Genomic DNA, 15,862 nt, shown 5'->3' on the forward strand with positions numbered 1-15,862 from the left:
CAGATTCGTATTGAGGAGTTGAAGATGACAGCGCGTAAACTAGCCACCGCCGCCGTAAGACGAGGCATAGAGTCAGACACCCAGCACGGTGCCGTGGTGCCGCCAATCTATCTGTCGACAAACTACTCGTTTGAAGGGCATCAGCAGCCGCGGGCATTCGATTACAGCCGCTCCGGCAACCCGACCCGCTCCATTCTCGGTGACGCGATTGCCGAGCTGGAACAAGGTGCTACCGGCGTGGTGACCTGTACCGGCATGGCGGCCATTACCCTGGTAACCAACCTGCTAGGGCCAGAGGATCTGCTGGTGGTGCCTCACGATTGCTATGGTGGCAGCTATCGACTCTTTACCAACCTGGCCAAGAAGGGCGCCTTCAAGCTCTTGGTGGTGGATCAAACCGATGAGGTCGCGTTGCAGCAGGCCCTGGCCCAGTCGCCTAAGATGGTGTGGCTGGAGACCCCCTCTAACCCACTGCTGCGTGTGGTCGATATTGAGGCCATAGCCCAGGTGAGCCACGAGGTGGGCGCCCAGGTGGTGGTGGATAACACCTTCCTCTCCCCGGTTTTACAACAGCCGCTACTGCTCGGCGCCGATATCGTGGTGCACTCGACCACCAAATATATCAACGGCCACAGCGATGTGGTGGGGGGCGCCGTGGTGGCTAAAGATCCAGAGGTGGGCGAGCTGCTGCACTGGTGGTCTAACACCCTCGGGCTGACGGGGTCGGCCTTCGACAGCTACCTGACCCTGAGAGGCCTGAGAACCCTGGCGGTGCGCATTCGTGAACACCAAGCCAACGCCCAGAAAGTATTGACACTGCTTTGTGACCACAAGGCGGTGGAAAAAGTGTATTATCCGGGGCTTGCCGAGCATCCTGGCCATGAAATTGCGGCCAGGCAGCAGAAGGGCTTCGGCGCTATGCTGAGTTTTGAATTAAAAGGTGGCGAATCGGCACTCGTTGCCTTCTTAGATGCGTTACAATACTTCTCGGTAGCCGAGAGTCTGGGCGGCGTAGAGAGTCTGGTGGCGGTGCCCGCGACCATGACTCACAGAGCCATGGACCCAGAGGCCCGTCGCGAGGCGGGCGTTAAAGATACCCTGATCCGTTTGTCAGTGGGCATAGAAGATGGCGAGGATCTGGTGGCAGATATTCTTGCGGGTTTAGAAGCGGCTATCGCGGTAAGTAGTTAAAGGGTTTGAGGAGCAGATAATGACACGATGTCATTTGCATAAGTTTGGTGGTTCTAGTTTAGCGGATGCAGATTGTTACCGCCGTGTCGCCCACATTTTACTGACCCATGGCCACAGCGATGATCTTATCGTGGTGTCGGCCGCGGGCAAGAGTACCAATTTCTTATATCGCCTGCTGGAGCTGTGCGACACAGATCAGCTGTGGCAGGAAGAGTTACAGGTGCTGGTGAGTTATCAGCAGAATCTGATCGAGCAGCTGCTCTCCAACGAGCAGGCCCGCAGCCTGAGAGAGCGGCTGGCCACCGACAAGTCGCAGCTGACCAGCCTACTGTCACTCGATGAACTTAACGATTATCAACGCAACCAGGTAGTAAGTTTCGGCGAGCGCTGGTCCTCCCGTCTGCTGGCGGCGCTGCTGCGCGAGTCTGGGGTGGCAGCTTTGGATGTGGATGCCCGCACCCTGTTAGTGGCCGACGAAGGTGCCGTGCCACAGATCCGCCTTAGCGAGTCGCGCCAGAAGGTAAAGGCCTTGCTTGAGGCACATCCCCAGGAGCGTCTGGTGATCACCGGCTTTATTTGCGCCAACGAGCAGGGCGACACCCTGCTGCTGGGTCGTAACGGCTCAGATTTTAGCGCCACTCTGCTGGCCAGCCTGGCGGATATCGAACGTGTTACCATCTGGACAGATGTGGAAGGGGTGTTTAACGCCGACCCAAACCGGATCAACGACGCTAAGTTGCTCAAGAGCATGTCGCTCACTGAGGCGAATCGCCTGGCGCATCTTGGCTCTCCCGTGCTGCATAACCGCACTCTGCAGCCACTTTTCGATACCGAAGTCAGCCTGGCGGTGCGTTCAAGCTACGCGCCCCACACAGATTTCACCCTTATCGCTCCTAAGAGCTCATCTGCCAGTGCCCCTGTGGTCACCAGCCTCTCCAGCGTCAGCCTGTTTAGCCTGACCGTCGAGGTCGAACTACCTCAGCTGCTGGCCTGTTTTGCCCAGGCGGGCCTGACGCCACTGGCCTACTGGTCACTGGCCCATGGCCGCGCCGAATTGGCCTTTACCCATGAGAATCAGAAGCAGGCTCAGGCCATCTTCGAGGCCAAGGGAAGTGAGCTGGGAATAGATGAGTTACAGCTTCGCGACGATCTCGGCCTGGTGGCTCTGGTGAGCGCCGATGCCAGCCTCTATCGTCGTGGCTTCTCGCGTCTTCTGAGCCGTGAGGCGCATCCTCTGTGTAACGATGGCCTGAGCCTGGTGACTCTGGTGCCTAAGGCCCAGGTGAACCTATTGACTCAGAAGGTACACAGACGTTGCGCCGGCCCGCGTAAGCGTATCGGTGTCCTGCTGCTGGGCATAGGCAACATAGGCGAAGCCTGGATCGATCTGTTCAAGCGTGCTCGCCCAGTGCTCAATAAGGAGCTGGAGGTCAGCGTCGAGTTGGTGGGACTGCTGAGTTCGAAGAAGGCGCTGCTGAGTGAGACAGATATCGATCTGAGTAGCTGGCAGCAGGCTTTCGAGGAGCGCGGCACCGGTTGGCAGTACACCCATTTGTTTGAGCAGTTGCAGGCGCTAAATTGTGATGAGTTGATCGCCCTGGATATCAGCGCCAGCGCCGATCTCACCCTGCAATACCCAGAGTTTTTTGCCCGCGGTATTCATATTGTCAGCGCCAACAAGCTGGCGGGTTCTGGGCCGCTGGCCTTCTATCAAGAATTGAAACAGCAGTTGGGCAATCGCCGTCTGTTCTGGCGTTATAACGCCAGCTGCGGCGCGGGTCTGCCGGTGCAACATGCATTGAACGATCTGCATAACAGCGGCGACAGCATAGAGGCGGTCGGCGGTATCTTTTCCGGCACTCTGTGTTGGCTGTTCGAGCACTATGATGCCAAGAAATCCTTTTCCCAGCTGGTACTTGAAGCTAAGGGGCTGGGGATCACCGAGCCGGATCCCCGCGACGATCTCTCCGGTCGGGACATGCAGCGCAAACTATTGATCTTGGCCCGTGAGATAGGTTACGACATAGAGCTGGACGATATCGAGCTGGAGTCTCTGGTGCCGACGCACCTGGCCGATATCCCGCTGGATGATTTTCTCACCCGCATGGCGGAGCTTGACGGCGAGATGTTACAGCAGTATCAGGCGGCGGCCGAGCAGAACAAGGTGCTCAGGTATGTGGCCTCGCTGGACTCAGAGCTGGGGCAACTCAAGGCCAAGGTGGGGATCCAGTGGGTGGATAGCAGCCATCCTTATGCCAACCTGACGCCGGGGGATAATGTCTTCGTGATCCGCAGCGATTTCTATCAGGACAATCCGCTGATCATCCGTGGTCCGGGTGCCGGGCGTGAGGTGACGGCTGCGGCGGTACAGTCGGATCTAGCGCAGATCTGCCGGGATCTCCTGCAAGAGTGATCTTATGGGCCGATGCGGCAGCTGCGTATCGGCCCAGCTTTTATCCCTTCCTCTCCTCTTTTTTTATTACCTTTTAGGGTGTTTCGACGGGTCAACTCGGTGAGATCGACTTCCCTGTACCTGCCGCTCGGCTTTGGGTCTATCTTATAAACAAATTGTTTTTTAATGAGTCAATTTTTGGGCTTGACATCACTCTGAGTTTCTCTAGTATATGGACATATAGACGTCCAAACGTCTAAAATGATTTTTGCTCTAGGTCTGAGGGAATTAAGATGGCTTTTCATCACGCACAACACGCCAATTCATTGAATCAAAGCTTGTCTGAGCTTAATGGTGATATCAATGTGTCATTTGAGTTTTTCCCACCGGCCACTCCCGAGATGGAAAACATTCTCTGGAATTCGATCAGACGCCTGGAGCCGCTGAATCCTAAGTTTGTCTCGGTAACCTATGGGGCCAACTCGGGCGTTCGCGATCGTACCCATGGGGTGATCGAGCGCATCCAGAAGGAGACAGATCTGGTGGCGGCGCCCCATCTGACCCTAGTCGATGCCAGCGATGAAGAGCTGGTAGAGCTGGCGAAGCACTACTGGAACTCGGGTATACGCGACATCGTCGCTCTGCGAGGCGATCTGCCTGCGGGAAGCCCTAAGCCGACCCGATTCGCCAACGACCTGGTGCGTCTGCTCAAGTCTGTGGCCGATTTCGATATCTCGGTGGCGGCCTATCCCGAGGTACACCCTGACGCGCCTAACGCTCAGGCGGATCTGATTAACCTTAAGAAGAAGATAGATGCTGGGGCTAACCGCGCCATCACCCAGTTCTTCTTCGATGTGGAGTCTTACCTGAGATTCAGAGACCGCTGCGTAGCCGCAGGGATCGATGTGGAGATAGTACCGGGCATCCTGCCTGTGACTAACTTTACTCAGCTCAAACGCTTCGCCGGCATGACCAATGTGTCTATCCCCAGCTGGCTGCATAAGCAGTTTGAGGGGCTTGACGATGATCCCTCGACTCGTCAGATGGTGGGGGCCAACGTGGCCATCGACATGGTCAAGGTGCTGTCTCGCGAAGGGGTGAAAGACTTCCACTTCTATACCCTGAACCGCGCCGAATTGACCTATGCCATCTGCCACACCCTTGGGGTAAGGCCCGGCAAGTAGTGTCCAGGCTATAGCCATAAATTCAAAGCCTCGCCCTAATCGGTGAGGCTTTTTGCTGCGATGGCCCTGAAGACGGTTTGGTTAGCCTGTTGACTCTTTTTAAACTTAATTCCTGTGCTAAGTTCTGACAACTGGCTGCATTATGCCTTCTCCTATTGTTCCACCCGAGACTGAGTGTTAACGTTACTAACTAATGTTCAGTTTCTATGGTTCTTATGCATACTAATGCGAGTCTTTGTCCCTTGTGCCAACAGCCTAATGACTGCGCCCTGGCGGCTCGGCGAGAGGGCGACACCTGTTGGTGTCATCACCAGGAATTTGTGCCCAAGGCGAAAATCCCCCAAGCCATAGCCCCAGACTCATGTATTTGTCAGGCCTGCGCCGAGGCCCTTAGGAAGGAGGCTGAACAGGGTATGAAGAGACTCGATTAATGATTTATTTAATGTTTAAGGATGAATATCAATGAAAAGTACCGGCATCATATTCTTGGGATTGATCACACTGGCGGGATGTAGCAATTTTAGTGTGCGAACGAATATTTCACCCGAGGAAGCGTTAAAGACCTCCAAGGTGGAAGAGTATAGTGTGGCCGAAATTAGTCGTTATAAGGCGGATTCTTTGGGGCGGGTGTCAACCTCTATGTGTCGCACTCGCTCCACTCAGCCCAAGCCGACCGAGTCATTACTGATTGGCAACCTCAAATATAAGGCACAGAAGCTGGGGGCCAACGGCATTGTTGTTATGGAGTGTGTCGATCATAAGATCAATAACGATTGTGCCGAATTTTTACGTTGTGATGCGTTGGCCTATCGCGTCGATTTCGACGCCCTATAAAGTAGAAAGAGGCGAAATCGCCTCTTTTTTTCTTAACGAGAACTCGGGTAGTAGTTAGGTCCCTCGAGTCTGAATGGAATAGTTTCTCTTCCCCAGTCAGATAACAATACGTCTCTCACACGTTCACCATCCCCCTCACTGCTACAAGCCCACATTTCGGCGCAGGTACGCCCTGCAATATTAGATCCTGTGCCCGATTTGGTGTCGGGACGGCTGTTGTTGAGACGAGCAATCTCGTCGTCGAAGTAACGGTTATAGTCGGGGGCGGTGACGGTAATAGTTTCCATCTCGCCCACGGGGGCATTGCTGCCCGGTTTTGTGTTTTTGTCCGCCTCAACCATGGCATATAACTTAGGCAAAGGTAAGGTTTTGGCCAACTCGGATTTTTTTAAGTTGGTTGCAAAGCTCTTGGCAGAGGTATTGTTTAGTTCGTAGGCCTTTGAAAGCCACTTGTCGGCTTCGGCTAAGTCTTGCTCTACTAAAGTTTCATTAAGGTAAACCTTGCCCAGTATCAAGGCGCTTGGCGAGAAATCAACCTTCATACTGCGCTTCAATAACGAGATGGCCTTGTCCACATCCTGATAGTCGGTATCTTGCAGGTACATCACAGCGGCTTTGTATTGCGCAGTAGTGTTGCCAAATTTGGCGGCGCGTCTAAACCACTTCAGAGCCTTCTTGGGGTTTTTCTCTGTGCCATAGCCAGCATAGTAGAGCTCACCCAGTGTTGCCATTGCCTCCGAATGACCTCGTTTGGTCAGTATGGTATAGGCCTTGAAGTACTCTTTGCATTCGGCAGAGCCACACTCGGGTAATCCCGATGCATAACTTGTCGATGTGATAGCCCAAAAGGCTAAGCCTACAGAGAGTGTTTTGATTATCCTTTTCATTATATAGTCCTATTTTGGGTGGTTGATGTGCTTCAACCCTTTAAGCATCAATTGGCTTAAAGTACAGCTTGTTGAGGCTGATATTATCTCAAATATTATCGAAAGCTGAGTGCTACCTTCCCCCAGTCAGACAGGAGGAAATCTCGTATGCGCTCGCCGTCCCCTTCGCTGCTGCAAGCCCACATTTCGGCGCAGGTTCGACCTGCTATGTTAGAGCCTGTGCCTTTTTCCGTATCGGGGCGAGAATTGTTTAGGCGCATGATTTCGTCGTTAAAAAATGCAGTAAAGTCCGGTGCCGTGACCGTGATGGTCTCCATCTCGCCGACGGGCGCATTGCTGCCGGGATTGCGCTTGGTATCTGCTTCGATAAGACCGTAAAGCTTTGGTAAGGTCAGTGTTTCTCCTTGGGGGGAGGTTTTTAGCTGTTTGGCAAATTTTTGTGCCTCCTGGTTGTTTAGTTCATAAGCCTTTGACAGCCAGTGATCGGCTTCGGCGAGATCCTGTTTGACGAGTTCATTGCCGAGATAGATTTTGCCTAATACGAAGGTGCTTGGAGAGAAGTTTATCTTGCTACTGCGTTTGAGCAGGGTGATACCTTTGTCAATATCTTGGTGTTCGCCATCTTGAAGGTACATGATCCCTGCCTTGTATTGCGCCGTGGTATTGCCAAATTTAGCCGCGCGCCTGAACCACTTGAATGCCTTGTCTTGATTTTTCTTAGTGCCATAACCTGCATAGTAGAGTTCCCCCAGAGTTGCCATGGCGTCAGAATGGCCTCGCTTGGTTAAAATAGTATAGGCCTTGAAATATTCCTGGCATTCTGCGGTATCGCATTCGGGTAATCCGGCTGCATAGCCTTGAGAGGTGATCGCTAGTAGACTCAGTCCAACTGAGAGTGCTTTGAGTGTCTTATTCATCATCTTGTCCTTTGATGGTGGTGATAAAGTTCAACTCTTTTAGCCTCAGAGAGGCTATAAGTATGACTCGTTGAAATGAAAATTACCTAACATTTAACGCCAATGCGATATTGCCCCAGTCTGATAGCTGTAGGTCACGAATGCGCTCACTGTCTCCCTCGCTGCTGCAGGCCCAAATATCTAGGCAGGTTCGCCCGGCGATGCTGGAGCCTGTCCCTTTTGCCGTGTCGGGACGACTCTGATTAAGTAGTGCGATCTCTTCGTCGAAGTAGGCGGCATAATCTGGCGCTTCAACCAGAATAACCTCCATCTCTTCCATCGTAGATTTACTGTCTTTGGCGACGGGTTTTTCGGCATCGACAAGCGCAAAGAGCTGAGGCAGGGGAAGGGAGTGTGTGTCGGGGGAGATTCTAAGGCTCTTGGCAAGCTTCATTGCCTCTAAGTTATTGAGCTTATAAGCTTGGGAAAGCCACTTGTCTGATTCGGCGAGATCGCTCGGGACTAATTTGTCTTGCAGGTAGATTTTACCTAATGCCAGAGCGCTGGGAGAGAAAGCAGCCTTAGCACTGCGTTTTAGTAAGGTAATTCCCTTGTCGATATCTTGGTGCGCAGATGCTTGCAGGTACATGATACCCGCCTTGTATTGCGCCGTGGTGTGACCAAACTTAGCGGCGCGTCTAAACCACTTAAAAGCCTTGTCTTGATCTTTTTGCGTGCCGTATCCAGAGTAGTAGAGTTCACCAAGTGTCGCCATGGCACTGGAATGACCGCGATTAGTCAGGATAGTATAGGCGTCAAAATAGGCCTCACACTCTGTTGATTTACACGGGGCTAACTGAGTTGCATAACTAAGAGGGGCTATCGCGACCAAAGCTGCTGCTAACAAAAGCTTATTCACGATTCGCTGCATGCCAATGTCCTTTTGTTAAATGTTAATAACTATTACTATCAGTAACTAACAGAGAGTGCCATAGTACTAAAGTGCTAATATTAGGCGGTGTTAAATATCGTGCTGGTTTGAATATGAGTCGAATTGTTTGCGACTATTTTAGTGTGCGCATTTAAGGTATAGGCCACTAGATTTGTTAGGAGTCATTGATCGAGTCAGGAGTCAGCAAAAGGGGCTAGTGGAAGCAAATGATGGATAAGCTAGATGTGGTCGTTATTGGCGCCGGTGTGGTCGGGCTTGCGGTGGCAGCTAGACTGAGTCGGCGCCTGGGGCAAGTGTTGCTAATCGATCGCGCCGAGACCATAGGCACGGGGATCAGCGGCCGTAATAGCGAGGTGATCCACGCCGGGATCTACTATCCGACGGGGAGCCTCAAGGCGCGACTGTGCGTAGAAGGCAAGCAGCAACTTTATGCCTATTGTCGCCGCAGGGGAGTCGCAATGAACCCGCTGGGTAAGCTGATTGTGGCGACTCAAGCCGAGCAACAGGCGCAGCTCGATGCCTTGCTTATTAAGGGCAGGGCTAATGGAGTAGATGATCTTGCTCCGCTCAGCAGTCGGCAGCTGCAGACGCTCGAACCGGAACTGTCAGCGGCAGCCGGGCTACTTTCACCCTCTACCGGTATCATCGACAGTCATGGCCTGATGTTGAGCCTGCTTGCCGAGGCGGAGGAGCAAGGCGTCATATTCTGCCCCCTTACCGAGTTCATCTCCGCTCACGGCCACGGCGATGGCTTTAGATTGGAGCTCAATCAGCAGGGTGAGCGGATGACAATCGATACGCACTATCTGATCAACAGTGCCGGCTTATATGCCAGTCAGGTAGCCGGTCGCATCGAGGGACTGGCCAAATCTATCATCCCTAGTCTTCATTGGTGTAAGGGACATTACTTTGCCTATCAGGGCAAGAGTCCATTTACACATCTCATCTATCCCGTACCCGAACCAGGACTGAAAGGCTTAGGGATCCATGCCACCCTAGATCTCGGCGGCCAGCTTAAGTTTGGCCCGGATACTCAATACCTGGCGCCTGATTCCCAGGAAAGCTATGAGGTTAACGATACGCTGCGCCAGGGCTTCTTCGAGGCTATATCTCGTTATTATCCCAACCTTGATATCGACCGTTTGGTTCCGGCCTACGCTGGGATTCGTCCTAAGCTGCAGGGGCCCGATGACAACGAGGTGGCTGACTTTTTGATTCAAGGGGAGGCGGAGCATGGCATGCATGGCTTGGTGAATCTGCTTGGTATCGAATCCCCCGGACTAACGGCGAGCCTGGCCATCGCCAAGGAGGTTTCTAGGCGGTTGGAAACACTATGAAGCTATAAAAAAAGGAGCCAATGGGCTCCTTTTTATAAGATTGCGCGCTTATTGCGCGAGAGACAGGGTGTTAGCCGTTGTCTCTGTTGCCCTTGCGGTGAGACTTGCGCTCACCTGCAGGCTTGCGACGACGTGGTGCACGGTTGTCATCGCTGGCGTTGACCATTTCACTGCCCGCTTCGCGAATGTTTAACGGCTTGCCACATACGCGCACCTTCTTCAGGTGCTGCAGGACATCCTTTGGCATGCCGTCAGGCAGATCGATTGAGGTGAGCTGATCGAACAGCTGGATCTGACCTATGTAACGGCTGTCGATGTTGGCCTCGTTGGCGACGGCGCCGACGATATTACCTACACCCACACCATGGTCACGGCCCACGTCTAGCACGTAACGGCACATCTTAACGTCTGGATGATCCTTCAGGCTATCGGCCTTACCCAGGTTGGTTGGGGTCGGGCGGGAATCACGACGTCCACGAGGGCTACGCTCGCCACGATCACGCGAGTTGCGCTCGTCACGATTGTCGCGCTGGCGTTCTTGAATCGGCGGCAGCTGCAGTGGACGCTCCTTCTGCACCATGTTCAATAGCGCAGCGGCGAGGGCCTCGGTATCCACTTCCAGCTGCTGACACAGCTGGGCAACGGCGCCATGCATGAAGTCTAGCGACTCATTGTTGATGGTGTTAGACACCTGCTCACCCAGACGAGACAGACGACGCTCGGTCACGGTCTCTGGGCTAGGTACGTTCATCGGCGAGATACGGCTCTTGGTGGCACGCTCGATGGTACGCAGCATGCGCATCTCTCTGTGGGTGACGAACAAGATTGCCATACCGGTACGACCGGCGCGGCCAGTACGACCGATACGGTGTACATAGGCTTCTGTGTCGTAGGGAATATCGAAGTTGATCACGTGACCGATACGCTCTACGTCCAGACCACGGGCGGCAACGTCCGTGGCGATCAGGATATCCAGCTTGCCACGCTTGAGTTGATCGACGGCGCGTTCACGGGCCTGTTGGTTCATGTCGCCATGCAGTGGCGAAGAGGCATAGCCGCGGGCTTCCAGCTTCTCGGCCAGTTCGACACAGGAGTTACGGGTACGTACGAAGATGATGATACCTTCGGTGTTTTCTACCTCTAGTACGCGCACCAATGCCTCGAGTTTGTTGTGCTGAGACACCTGCACGAAACGCTGCTCGATAGACTCAACCGTGGTATGGCTGGCGGCGATGCTGATGTGTACCGGCGTTTGCAGGTACTTGTTGGCGACGCGCTTGATCTGTTCAGGCATGGTGGCAGAGAACAGGGCCAGTTGACGTTCCTGTGGGGTGTGCTCCAGGATCCACTCGATGTCGTCAATGAAGCCCATCTTGAGCATTTCATCGGCCTCATCGAGCACCATGGCATTGAGTGTCTCTAGCTTCAGGGTGCCACGACGCATGTGGTCCATCACACGACCCGGTGTACCCACGACAATCTGAGGGCCACGACGCAGGGCGTTAAGCTGTTGATGCATGCTCTGACCGCCATAGATAGGCAGTACGTGCAGGCCTTTCATAAATTTAGAATAACTACCGAAGGCTTCGGCAACCTGTACCGCCAGTTCGCGGGTAGGTGCCAGCACCAGAATTTGTGGCACGTTGCGGTTAGGATCGATAGCGTTGAGCAGGGGCAGGGCGAAGGCACCGGTTTTACCCGTACCGGTTTGCGCCTGGCCAAGAATATCTTTACCCTCCATTAGGGGGTCGATACTGGCGGCCTGGATCGGCGTAGGTTTTTCATAACCTAGCTCGTCGAGAGCACGCAACAAAGGCTCGGACAGGCCGAGTTCGCGGAAAGTTTTTTCACTGGATGACATGGGTTGTAGCCTTGTGGTGTAACTAAAGTGCAGAGACTGCACCAAAAGATGTAAAAGACAGAAAATCAACCCCGTGTCGACTTCCCGCACCGAAAACGAATCAGTAAGCCGATTATTATAACAGTAAGTCAGATATCTTTCCACCACCTGGCATAATTTTCGCAGTAAACTCGGGTGTCGTTAATTTAACCATTTGGTTAACAGTGAGTTACATTTTTCAAAAATACAAAAATCCCTGTGTTTTGTATTAGTTATTCAAGAGATAAGTGTCCATTATTAACAGTTTATAGGCGGTTTCCGTAACAGCGGCCAGAAAGTTAACATCTATCTTACTCGCCTCGTCACTGGGCTGGTGGTAATCCTTGTGGGGCGGTACGCCGAAGTAGAGCCAGGGGATGCCTGCCTGATGAAAAGGATAATGATCTGAGGCTCTTAACCAATCGACCCTCTGTATCGTCTTGCCTGCCTCCGGGGGATGATTGGCGCGAATGCAGAGGTTGACACTTTGTTCCAGCTGGGCCTTGATCTGCTCGAATTGGTCGAAACCACGGCGTCCCTCCAGGTAAATGCGGCTGTTACGCGGCGGGCGCCCTATCATGTCTAGGTTGATCATAAGTGTTATTTGACTGGACTTGAGTGCGGCATCTGGCGCCATCAGGCCGTCGACGAAGGCCTTGGAACCATAGAGACCAGGTTCTTCGGCGTCGGTGGCGATAAACATCAGGTTGGCGTCTCTCGCCTGATTCGCGCTATGGGCGGCGATCTCAAGCAGGCCGGCGATGCCCGAGGCGTTGTCGTCGGCGCCGTGATAGAGCTTGTAGCCCCGCTTGCCCAGGTGATCATAGTGGGCGACTACCAGACGCCAGCGATCGATGGGTTTGCTTGCCGGTAATATGCCGATGACATTGGTGCCCTGGCGGGTGCCGAACTGATAGTCGTACTCAAAGTCGTGATCGAAACGGCCCAGCCAGGGGCTGAGGCCCGCTTGCTGCATTTGGCCGGCGATGTAATCTCGGGCCTGGGCGGCGCCTTCTGTGCCAGTCTTGCGCCCGGCGAACTGGTCGCTGCTGAGGGTCTCTACGTGATTGAGGAGTCGTGATTTATCGCTCCAGGTGAGGCGGAAATCTTCGCTGCAACGCCTATCATTCGGCCCCTGGGCACAGCCCAATAGTCCTAGTACGAGCAGGCCCAGGGCGAACAGGCCCAGCTTAAGTAGACTTAGCAGTGGTGCGAGGCCTAGATAGCGCTTATGGGTTGGGGCGAAGGGCGTTCTCAATGACGGCAATCCTTGGGGGAAAACTCCTAAGCTACCCCTGTTTGTCCGGGAAGGAAACAAAAAAGCCAGCCTGTCGAGGCTGGCTTATTAAGGCCCTTAGCTTGAGTTAGCCTTTTAATCGCGGTTTGAGCTAGCTCTTTAGCAGCGGCTTGAGGAAGCGCGCCGTGTGGGAGCCTGGATGCTTGGCAACCTGCTCAGGTGTGCCACTGACCAGTATGGTGCCGCCGCCTGAGCCGCCCTCTGGGCCGAGGTCGACGATCCAGTCAGCCGTCTTGATCACATCCAGGTTGTGCTCGATGACCACTATGGTGTTGCCATGTGCCTTGAGGCGATGCAGCACATCCAGCAGCAGCTGAATATCGGCGAAATGCAGACCCGTAGTCGGTTCATCCAGAATATAGAGGGTCTTGCCGGTATCGCGCTTCGACAGCTCCTTGGCCAACTTGACCCGCTGGGCCTCACCGCCCGATAGGGTGGTAGCGCTCTGACCCAGGCCGATATAGGAGAGACCGACCTCCATCAGGGTCTGCAGCTTGCGGGCGATGGCCGGTACGGCATCGAAGAACTCACGTGCCTCCTCGACCGTCATCTCGAGCACCTCGTGGATGTTCTTACCCTTGTAGCGCACTTCCAGGGTCTCGCGGTTATAGCGCTTGCTCTTACAGCTGTCACAAGGCACGTACACATCCGGCAGGAAGTGCATCTCTACCTTGATCAGGCCGTCGCCCTGACAGGCCTCACAGCGTCCACCCTTGACGTTGAAGGAGAAACGCCCCGGCTTATAGCCACGGGTCCTCGCCTCCTGGGTGGCGGCAAACAGCTCGCGGATAGGGGTAAAGATCCCCGTATAGGTAGCCGGGTTGGAACGCGGCGTGCGGCCGATGGGGCTCTGGTCGATATCCACCACCTTGTCGCAATGTTCCATGCCGGTGACTTTCTGGTAAGGCGCGGGTTCATCGACCGTGGCGCCGTTGAGCTGGCGATGGGCGATCTTGTAGAAGGTGTCGTTGATTAGGGTCGACTTGCCAGAGCCTGATACCCCGGTGACACAGGTAAACAGGCCGACGGGAATGGTGAGATCGACATGCTTCAGGTTGTTGCCCGAGGCACCATAAAGTTCAATCACCTTGTTGGCATCGTACTGCGCGCGCTTCTCGCTGATCTGGATCTGCTTCTTACCCGAGATATATTGGCCTGTGACCGACTCGTCGCAGGCGACGATATCCTTAAGCGGGCCATCGCAGATCACCTGACCGCCATGCACTCCGGCGCCCGGACCGATATCGATAATATGATCCGCCATGCGGATGGCATCTTCGTCGTGTTCGACCACGATAACCGTGTTTCCGAGATCCCTCAGGTGGATCAGAGTGTTAAGCAGGCGTTCGTTGTCTCTCTGGTGTAGGCCGATGGAGGGCTCATCCAGCACATACATGACGCCGACTAGGCCGGCGCCTATCTGGCTGGCCAGACGGATGCGCTGGGCCTCGCCGCCGGACAGGGTATCGGCCGAGCGCGACAGGCTCAGGTAGTTGAGGCCGACGTTCACCAGGAAGCCGAGGCGATCGCGTACCTCCTTGAGGATCTTCTCGGCGATCTGTGCCCGTTGGCCGCTGAGATGCAGCTGCTCGAAGTACTCCATCGCCTCGCCGATAGACCACTCTGTGAGTTTCGGCAGGTTGAGATCTTCGATAAACACATGGCGGGCCTCTTCGCGCAGGCGCGAGCCGCCGCAGCTACTACAGGCCTGGGTGTTGATATATTTGGCCAGTTCTTCGCGCACGGCGTTGGATTCGGTCTCGCGGTAGCGTCTGTCCATGTTGTTGAGGATCCCTTCGAAGGGGTGGTTGCGTACCACCACGTCGCCGCGATCGTTGATGTATTTGAACGCTATGCTCTCTTTGCCCGAGCCGTGCAGGACTATGTTACGGATCTTGGCGCTCAGCTTCTCAAACGGCGCCTCGACGTCGAACTTATAGTGCTCCGCCAGCGAGGTGAGCATCTGGAAATAGTAGAAGTTGCGTCTGTCCCAGCCGCGGATGGCACCGCCGGCCAGCGAGAGTTCTGTGTTGGTGATCACCCTGTCGGCATCGAAAAACTGCTGCACGCCCAGGCCATCACAGGTGGGGCAGGCGCCGGCGGGATTGTTGAAGGAGAAGATGCGCGGCTCCAGCTCAGCCATGGAGTAGCCACAGTGAGTACAGGCAAAGTTAGCCGAGAACAACAGCTCTTCGCTGTCGCCATCCATGGAGGCGACGGTGGCGATACCGCCAGAGAGTTCCAGCGCGGTCTCGAAGGATTCCGCCAGACGCTGCTGCAGATCGTCACGCACCTTGAAGCGATCCACCACCACCTCAATGGTGTGTTTCACATGCAGCTCAAGGGCCGGGGGATCGGACAGGTCGCACACCTCACCGTCGATACGGGCGCGGATAAAGCCCTGGGCCGCCAAGCTATCCAGCAACTTGACGTGCTCGCCCTTACGGTCGTTGATCACAGGCGCCAGCAGCATCTGTCGGCTGCCCTCTGGCAGGGTGAGCACCTTGTCGACCATCTGGCTGACGGTCTGCGCCGCCAGCGGTTGGTTGTGGGTCGGGCATCTCGGCTCACCGACACGGGCAAATAGCAGACGCAGGTAATCGTAGATCTCTGTGATGGTGCCCACGGTCGAGCGCGGGTTGTGAGAGGTCGATTTCTGTTCGATCGAGATCGCCGGACTCAGGCCCTCGATATGATCCACATCTGGCTTCTCCATCAGGCTGAGGAACTGGCGCGCATAAGCCGACAAGGATTCGACATAACGACGCTGACCCTCGGCGTAGAGGGTGTCGAAGGCGAGTGAGGATTTTCCTGAACCCGACAGGCCAGTGATCACGATAAGCTTATCTCTGGGGATCGTCAGGTTGATGTTTTTGAGATTGTGGGTGCGGGCGCCACGAACTTCAATCTTGTCCATCTGTCTCTCTGGTTGTGCCGAAAAAGAGACTGATTATCGCATAAAAATTGAGTCAGGTCATAGAAAAGCCCGGCGTGTGATCTGGCCATAGGGGGA

The 15,862-nt window shown here is 54.6% G+C and carries 12 protein-coding genes; 6 read left to right on the plus strand and 6 right to left on the minus strand.

Going from position 1 to position 15,862, the window contains the following annotated elements:
• Positions 1-24: 24 nt before the first annotated feature.
• The 5 genes from metB to GNT65_RS13470 all read left to right on the plus strand — a co-directional run bounded on the left by metB (position 25) and on the right by GNT65_RS13470 (position 5,601).
• Positions 25-1,191, plus strand: coding sequence for a cystathionine gamma-synthase (gene metB / locus GNT65_RS13450; protein ID WP_160797034.1), 1,167 nt, complete (start codon positions 25-27; stop codon positions 1,189-1,191).
• A gap of 19 nt (positions 1,192-1,210) precedes the next feature.
• Positions 1,211-3,604 carry a bifunctional aspartate kinase/homoserine dehydrogenase II gene (locus GNT65_RS13455; protein WP_160797036.1) on the plus strand — a complete coding sequence of 798 codons (2,394 nt, stop codon included), beginning with the start codon at positions 1,211-1,213 and terminating at the stop codon, positions 3,602-3,604.
• A gap of 272 nt (positions 3,605-3,876) precedes the next feature.
• Positions 3,877-4,767, plus strand: coding sequence for a methylenetetrahydrofolate reductase (metF, locus tag GNT65_RS13460; RefSeq protein WP_160797038.1), 891 nt, complete (start codon positions 3,877-3,879; stop codon positions 4,765-4,767).
• Between the two features lie 215 nt (positions 4,768-4,982).
• A complete protein-coding gene (locus GNT65_RS13465; protein ID WP_239880366.1) occupies positions 4,983-5,198 on the plus strand; it encodes a cysteine-rich CWC family protein in 216 nt (71 codons plus the stop codon).
• 31 nt (positions 5,199-5,229) lie between these two features.
• Positions 5,230-5,601 carry a hypothetical protein gene (locus GNT65_RS13470; protein WP_160797042.1) on the plus strand — a complete coding sequence of 124 codons (372 nt, stop codon included), beginning with the start codon at positions 5,230-5,232 and terminating at the stop codon, positions 5,599-5,601.
• 32 nt (positions 5,602-5,633) lie between these two features.
• Here GNT65_RS13470 and GNT65_RS13475 read toward each other — a convergent pair whose 3' ends face one another.
• The 3 genes from GNT65_RS13475 to GNT65_RS13485 all read right to left on the minus strand — a co-directional run bounded on the left by GNT65_RS13475 (position 5,634) and on the right by GNT65_RS13485 (position 8,315).
• A complete protein-coding gene (locus GNT65_RS13475) occupies positions 5,634-6,488 on the minus strand; it encodes a tetratricopeptide repeat protein (RefSeq protein ID WP_160797044.1) in 855 nt (284 codons plus the stop codon).
• Between the two features lie 95 nt (positions 6,489-6,583).
• Positions 6,584-7,405, minus strand: coding sequence for a tetratricopeptide repeat protein (locus GNT65_RS13480; protein ID WP_244952184.1), 822 nt, complete (start codon positions 7,403-7,405; stop codon positions 6,584-6,586).
• An 82-nt stretch (positions 7,406-7,487) separates the two neighbouring features.
• The gene (locus tag GNT65_RS13485; protein WP_160797048.1) at positions 7,488-8,315 is read right to left on the minus strand and encodes a tetratricopeptide repeat protein; all 828 of its coding nucleotides are present in this window, start codon (positions 8,313-8,315) and stop codon (positions 7,488-7,490) included.
• 230 nt (positions 8,316-8,545) lie between these two features.
• Between GNT65_RS13485 and GNT65_RS13490 the strand changes: the two genes are divergently transcribed.
• On the plus strand, positions 8,546-9,673 hold the full coding sequence (locus GNT65_RS13490; RefSeq protein ID WP_160797050.1) for an NAD(P)/FAD-dependent oxidoreductase: 1,128 nt from the start codon (positions 8,546-8,548) through the stop codon (positions 9,671-9,673).
• Between the two features lie 70 nt (positions 9,674-9,743).
• Here the strand turns inward: GNT65_RS13490 and GNT65_RS13495 are convergent, their stop codons facing one another.
• The 3 genes from GNT65_RS13495 to uvrA form a co-directional block, all read right to left on the minus strand.
• Complete coding sequence (locus GNT65_RS13495) at positions 9,744-11,534, minus strand: DEAD/DEAH box helicase (RefSeq protein WP_160797052.1); 1,791 nt, start codon at positions 11,532-11,534, stop codon at positions 9,744-9,746.
• Between the two features lie 247 nt (positions 11,535-11,781).
• Positions 11,782-12,810, minus strand: coding sequence for a M20/M25/M40 family metallo-hydrolase (locus tag GNT65_RS13500; protein WP_160797054.1), 1,029 nt, complete (start codon positions 12,808-12,810; stop codon positions 11,782-11,784).
• A 130-nt stretch (positions 12,811-12,940) separates the two neighbouring features.
• Positions 12,941-15,766 carry an excinuclease ABC subunit UvrA gene (gene uvrA, locus GNT65_RS13505; RefSeq protein ID WP_160797056.1) on the minus strand — a complete coding sequence of 942 codons (2,826 nt, stop codon included), beginning with the start codon at positions 15,764-15,766 and terminating at the stop codon, positions 12,941-12,943.
• Positions 15,767-15,862 lie beyond the last annotated feature (96 nt).

The sequence above is a fragment of the Shewanella insulae genome (genome assembly GCF_009831655.1).
Taxonomy (GTDB): domain Bacteria; phylum Pseudomonadota; class Gammaproteobacteria; order Enterobacterales; family Shewanellaceae; genus Shewanella; species Shewanella insulae.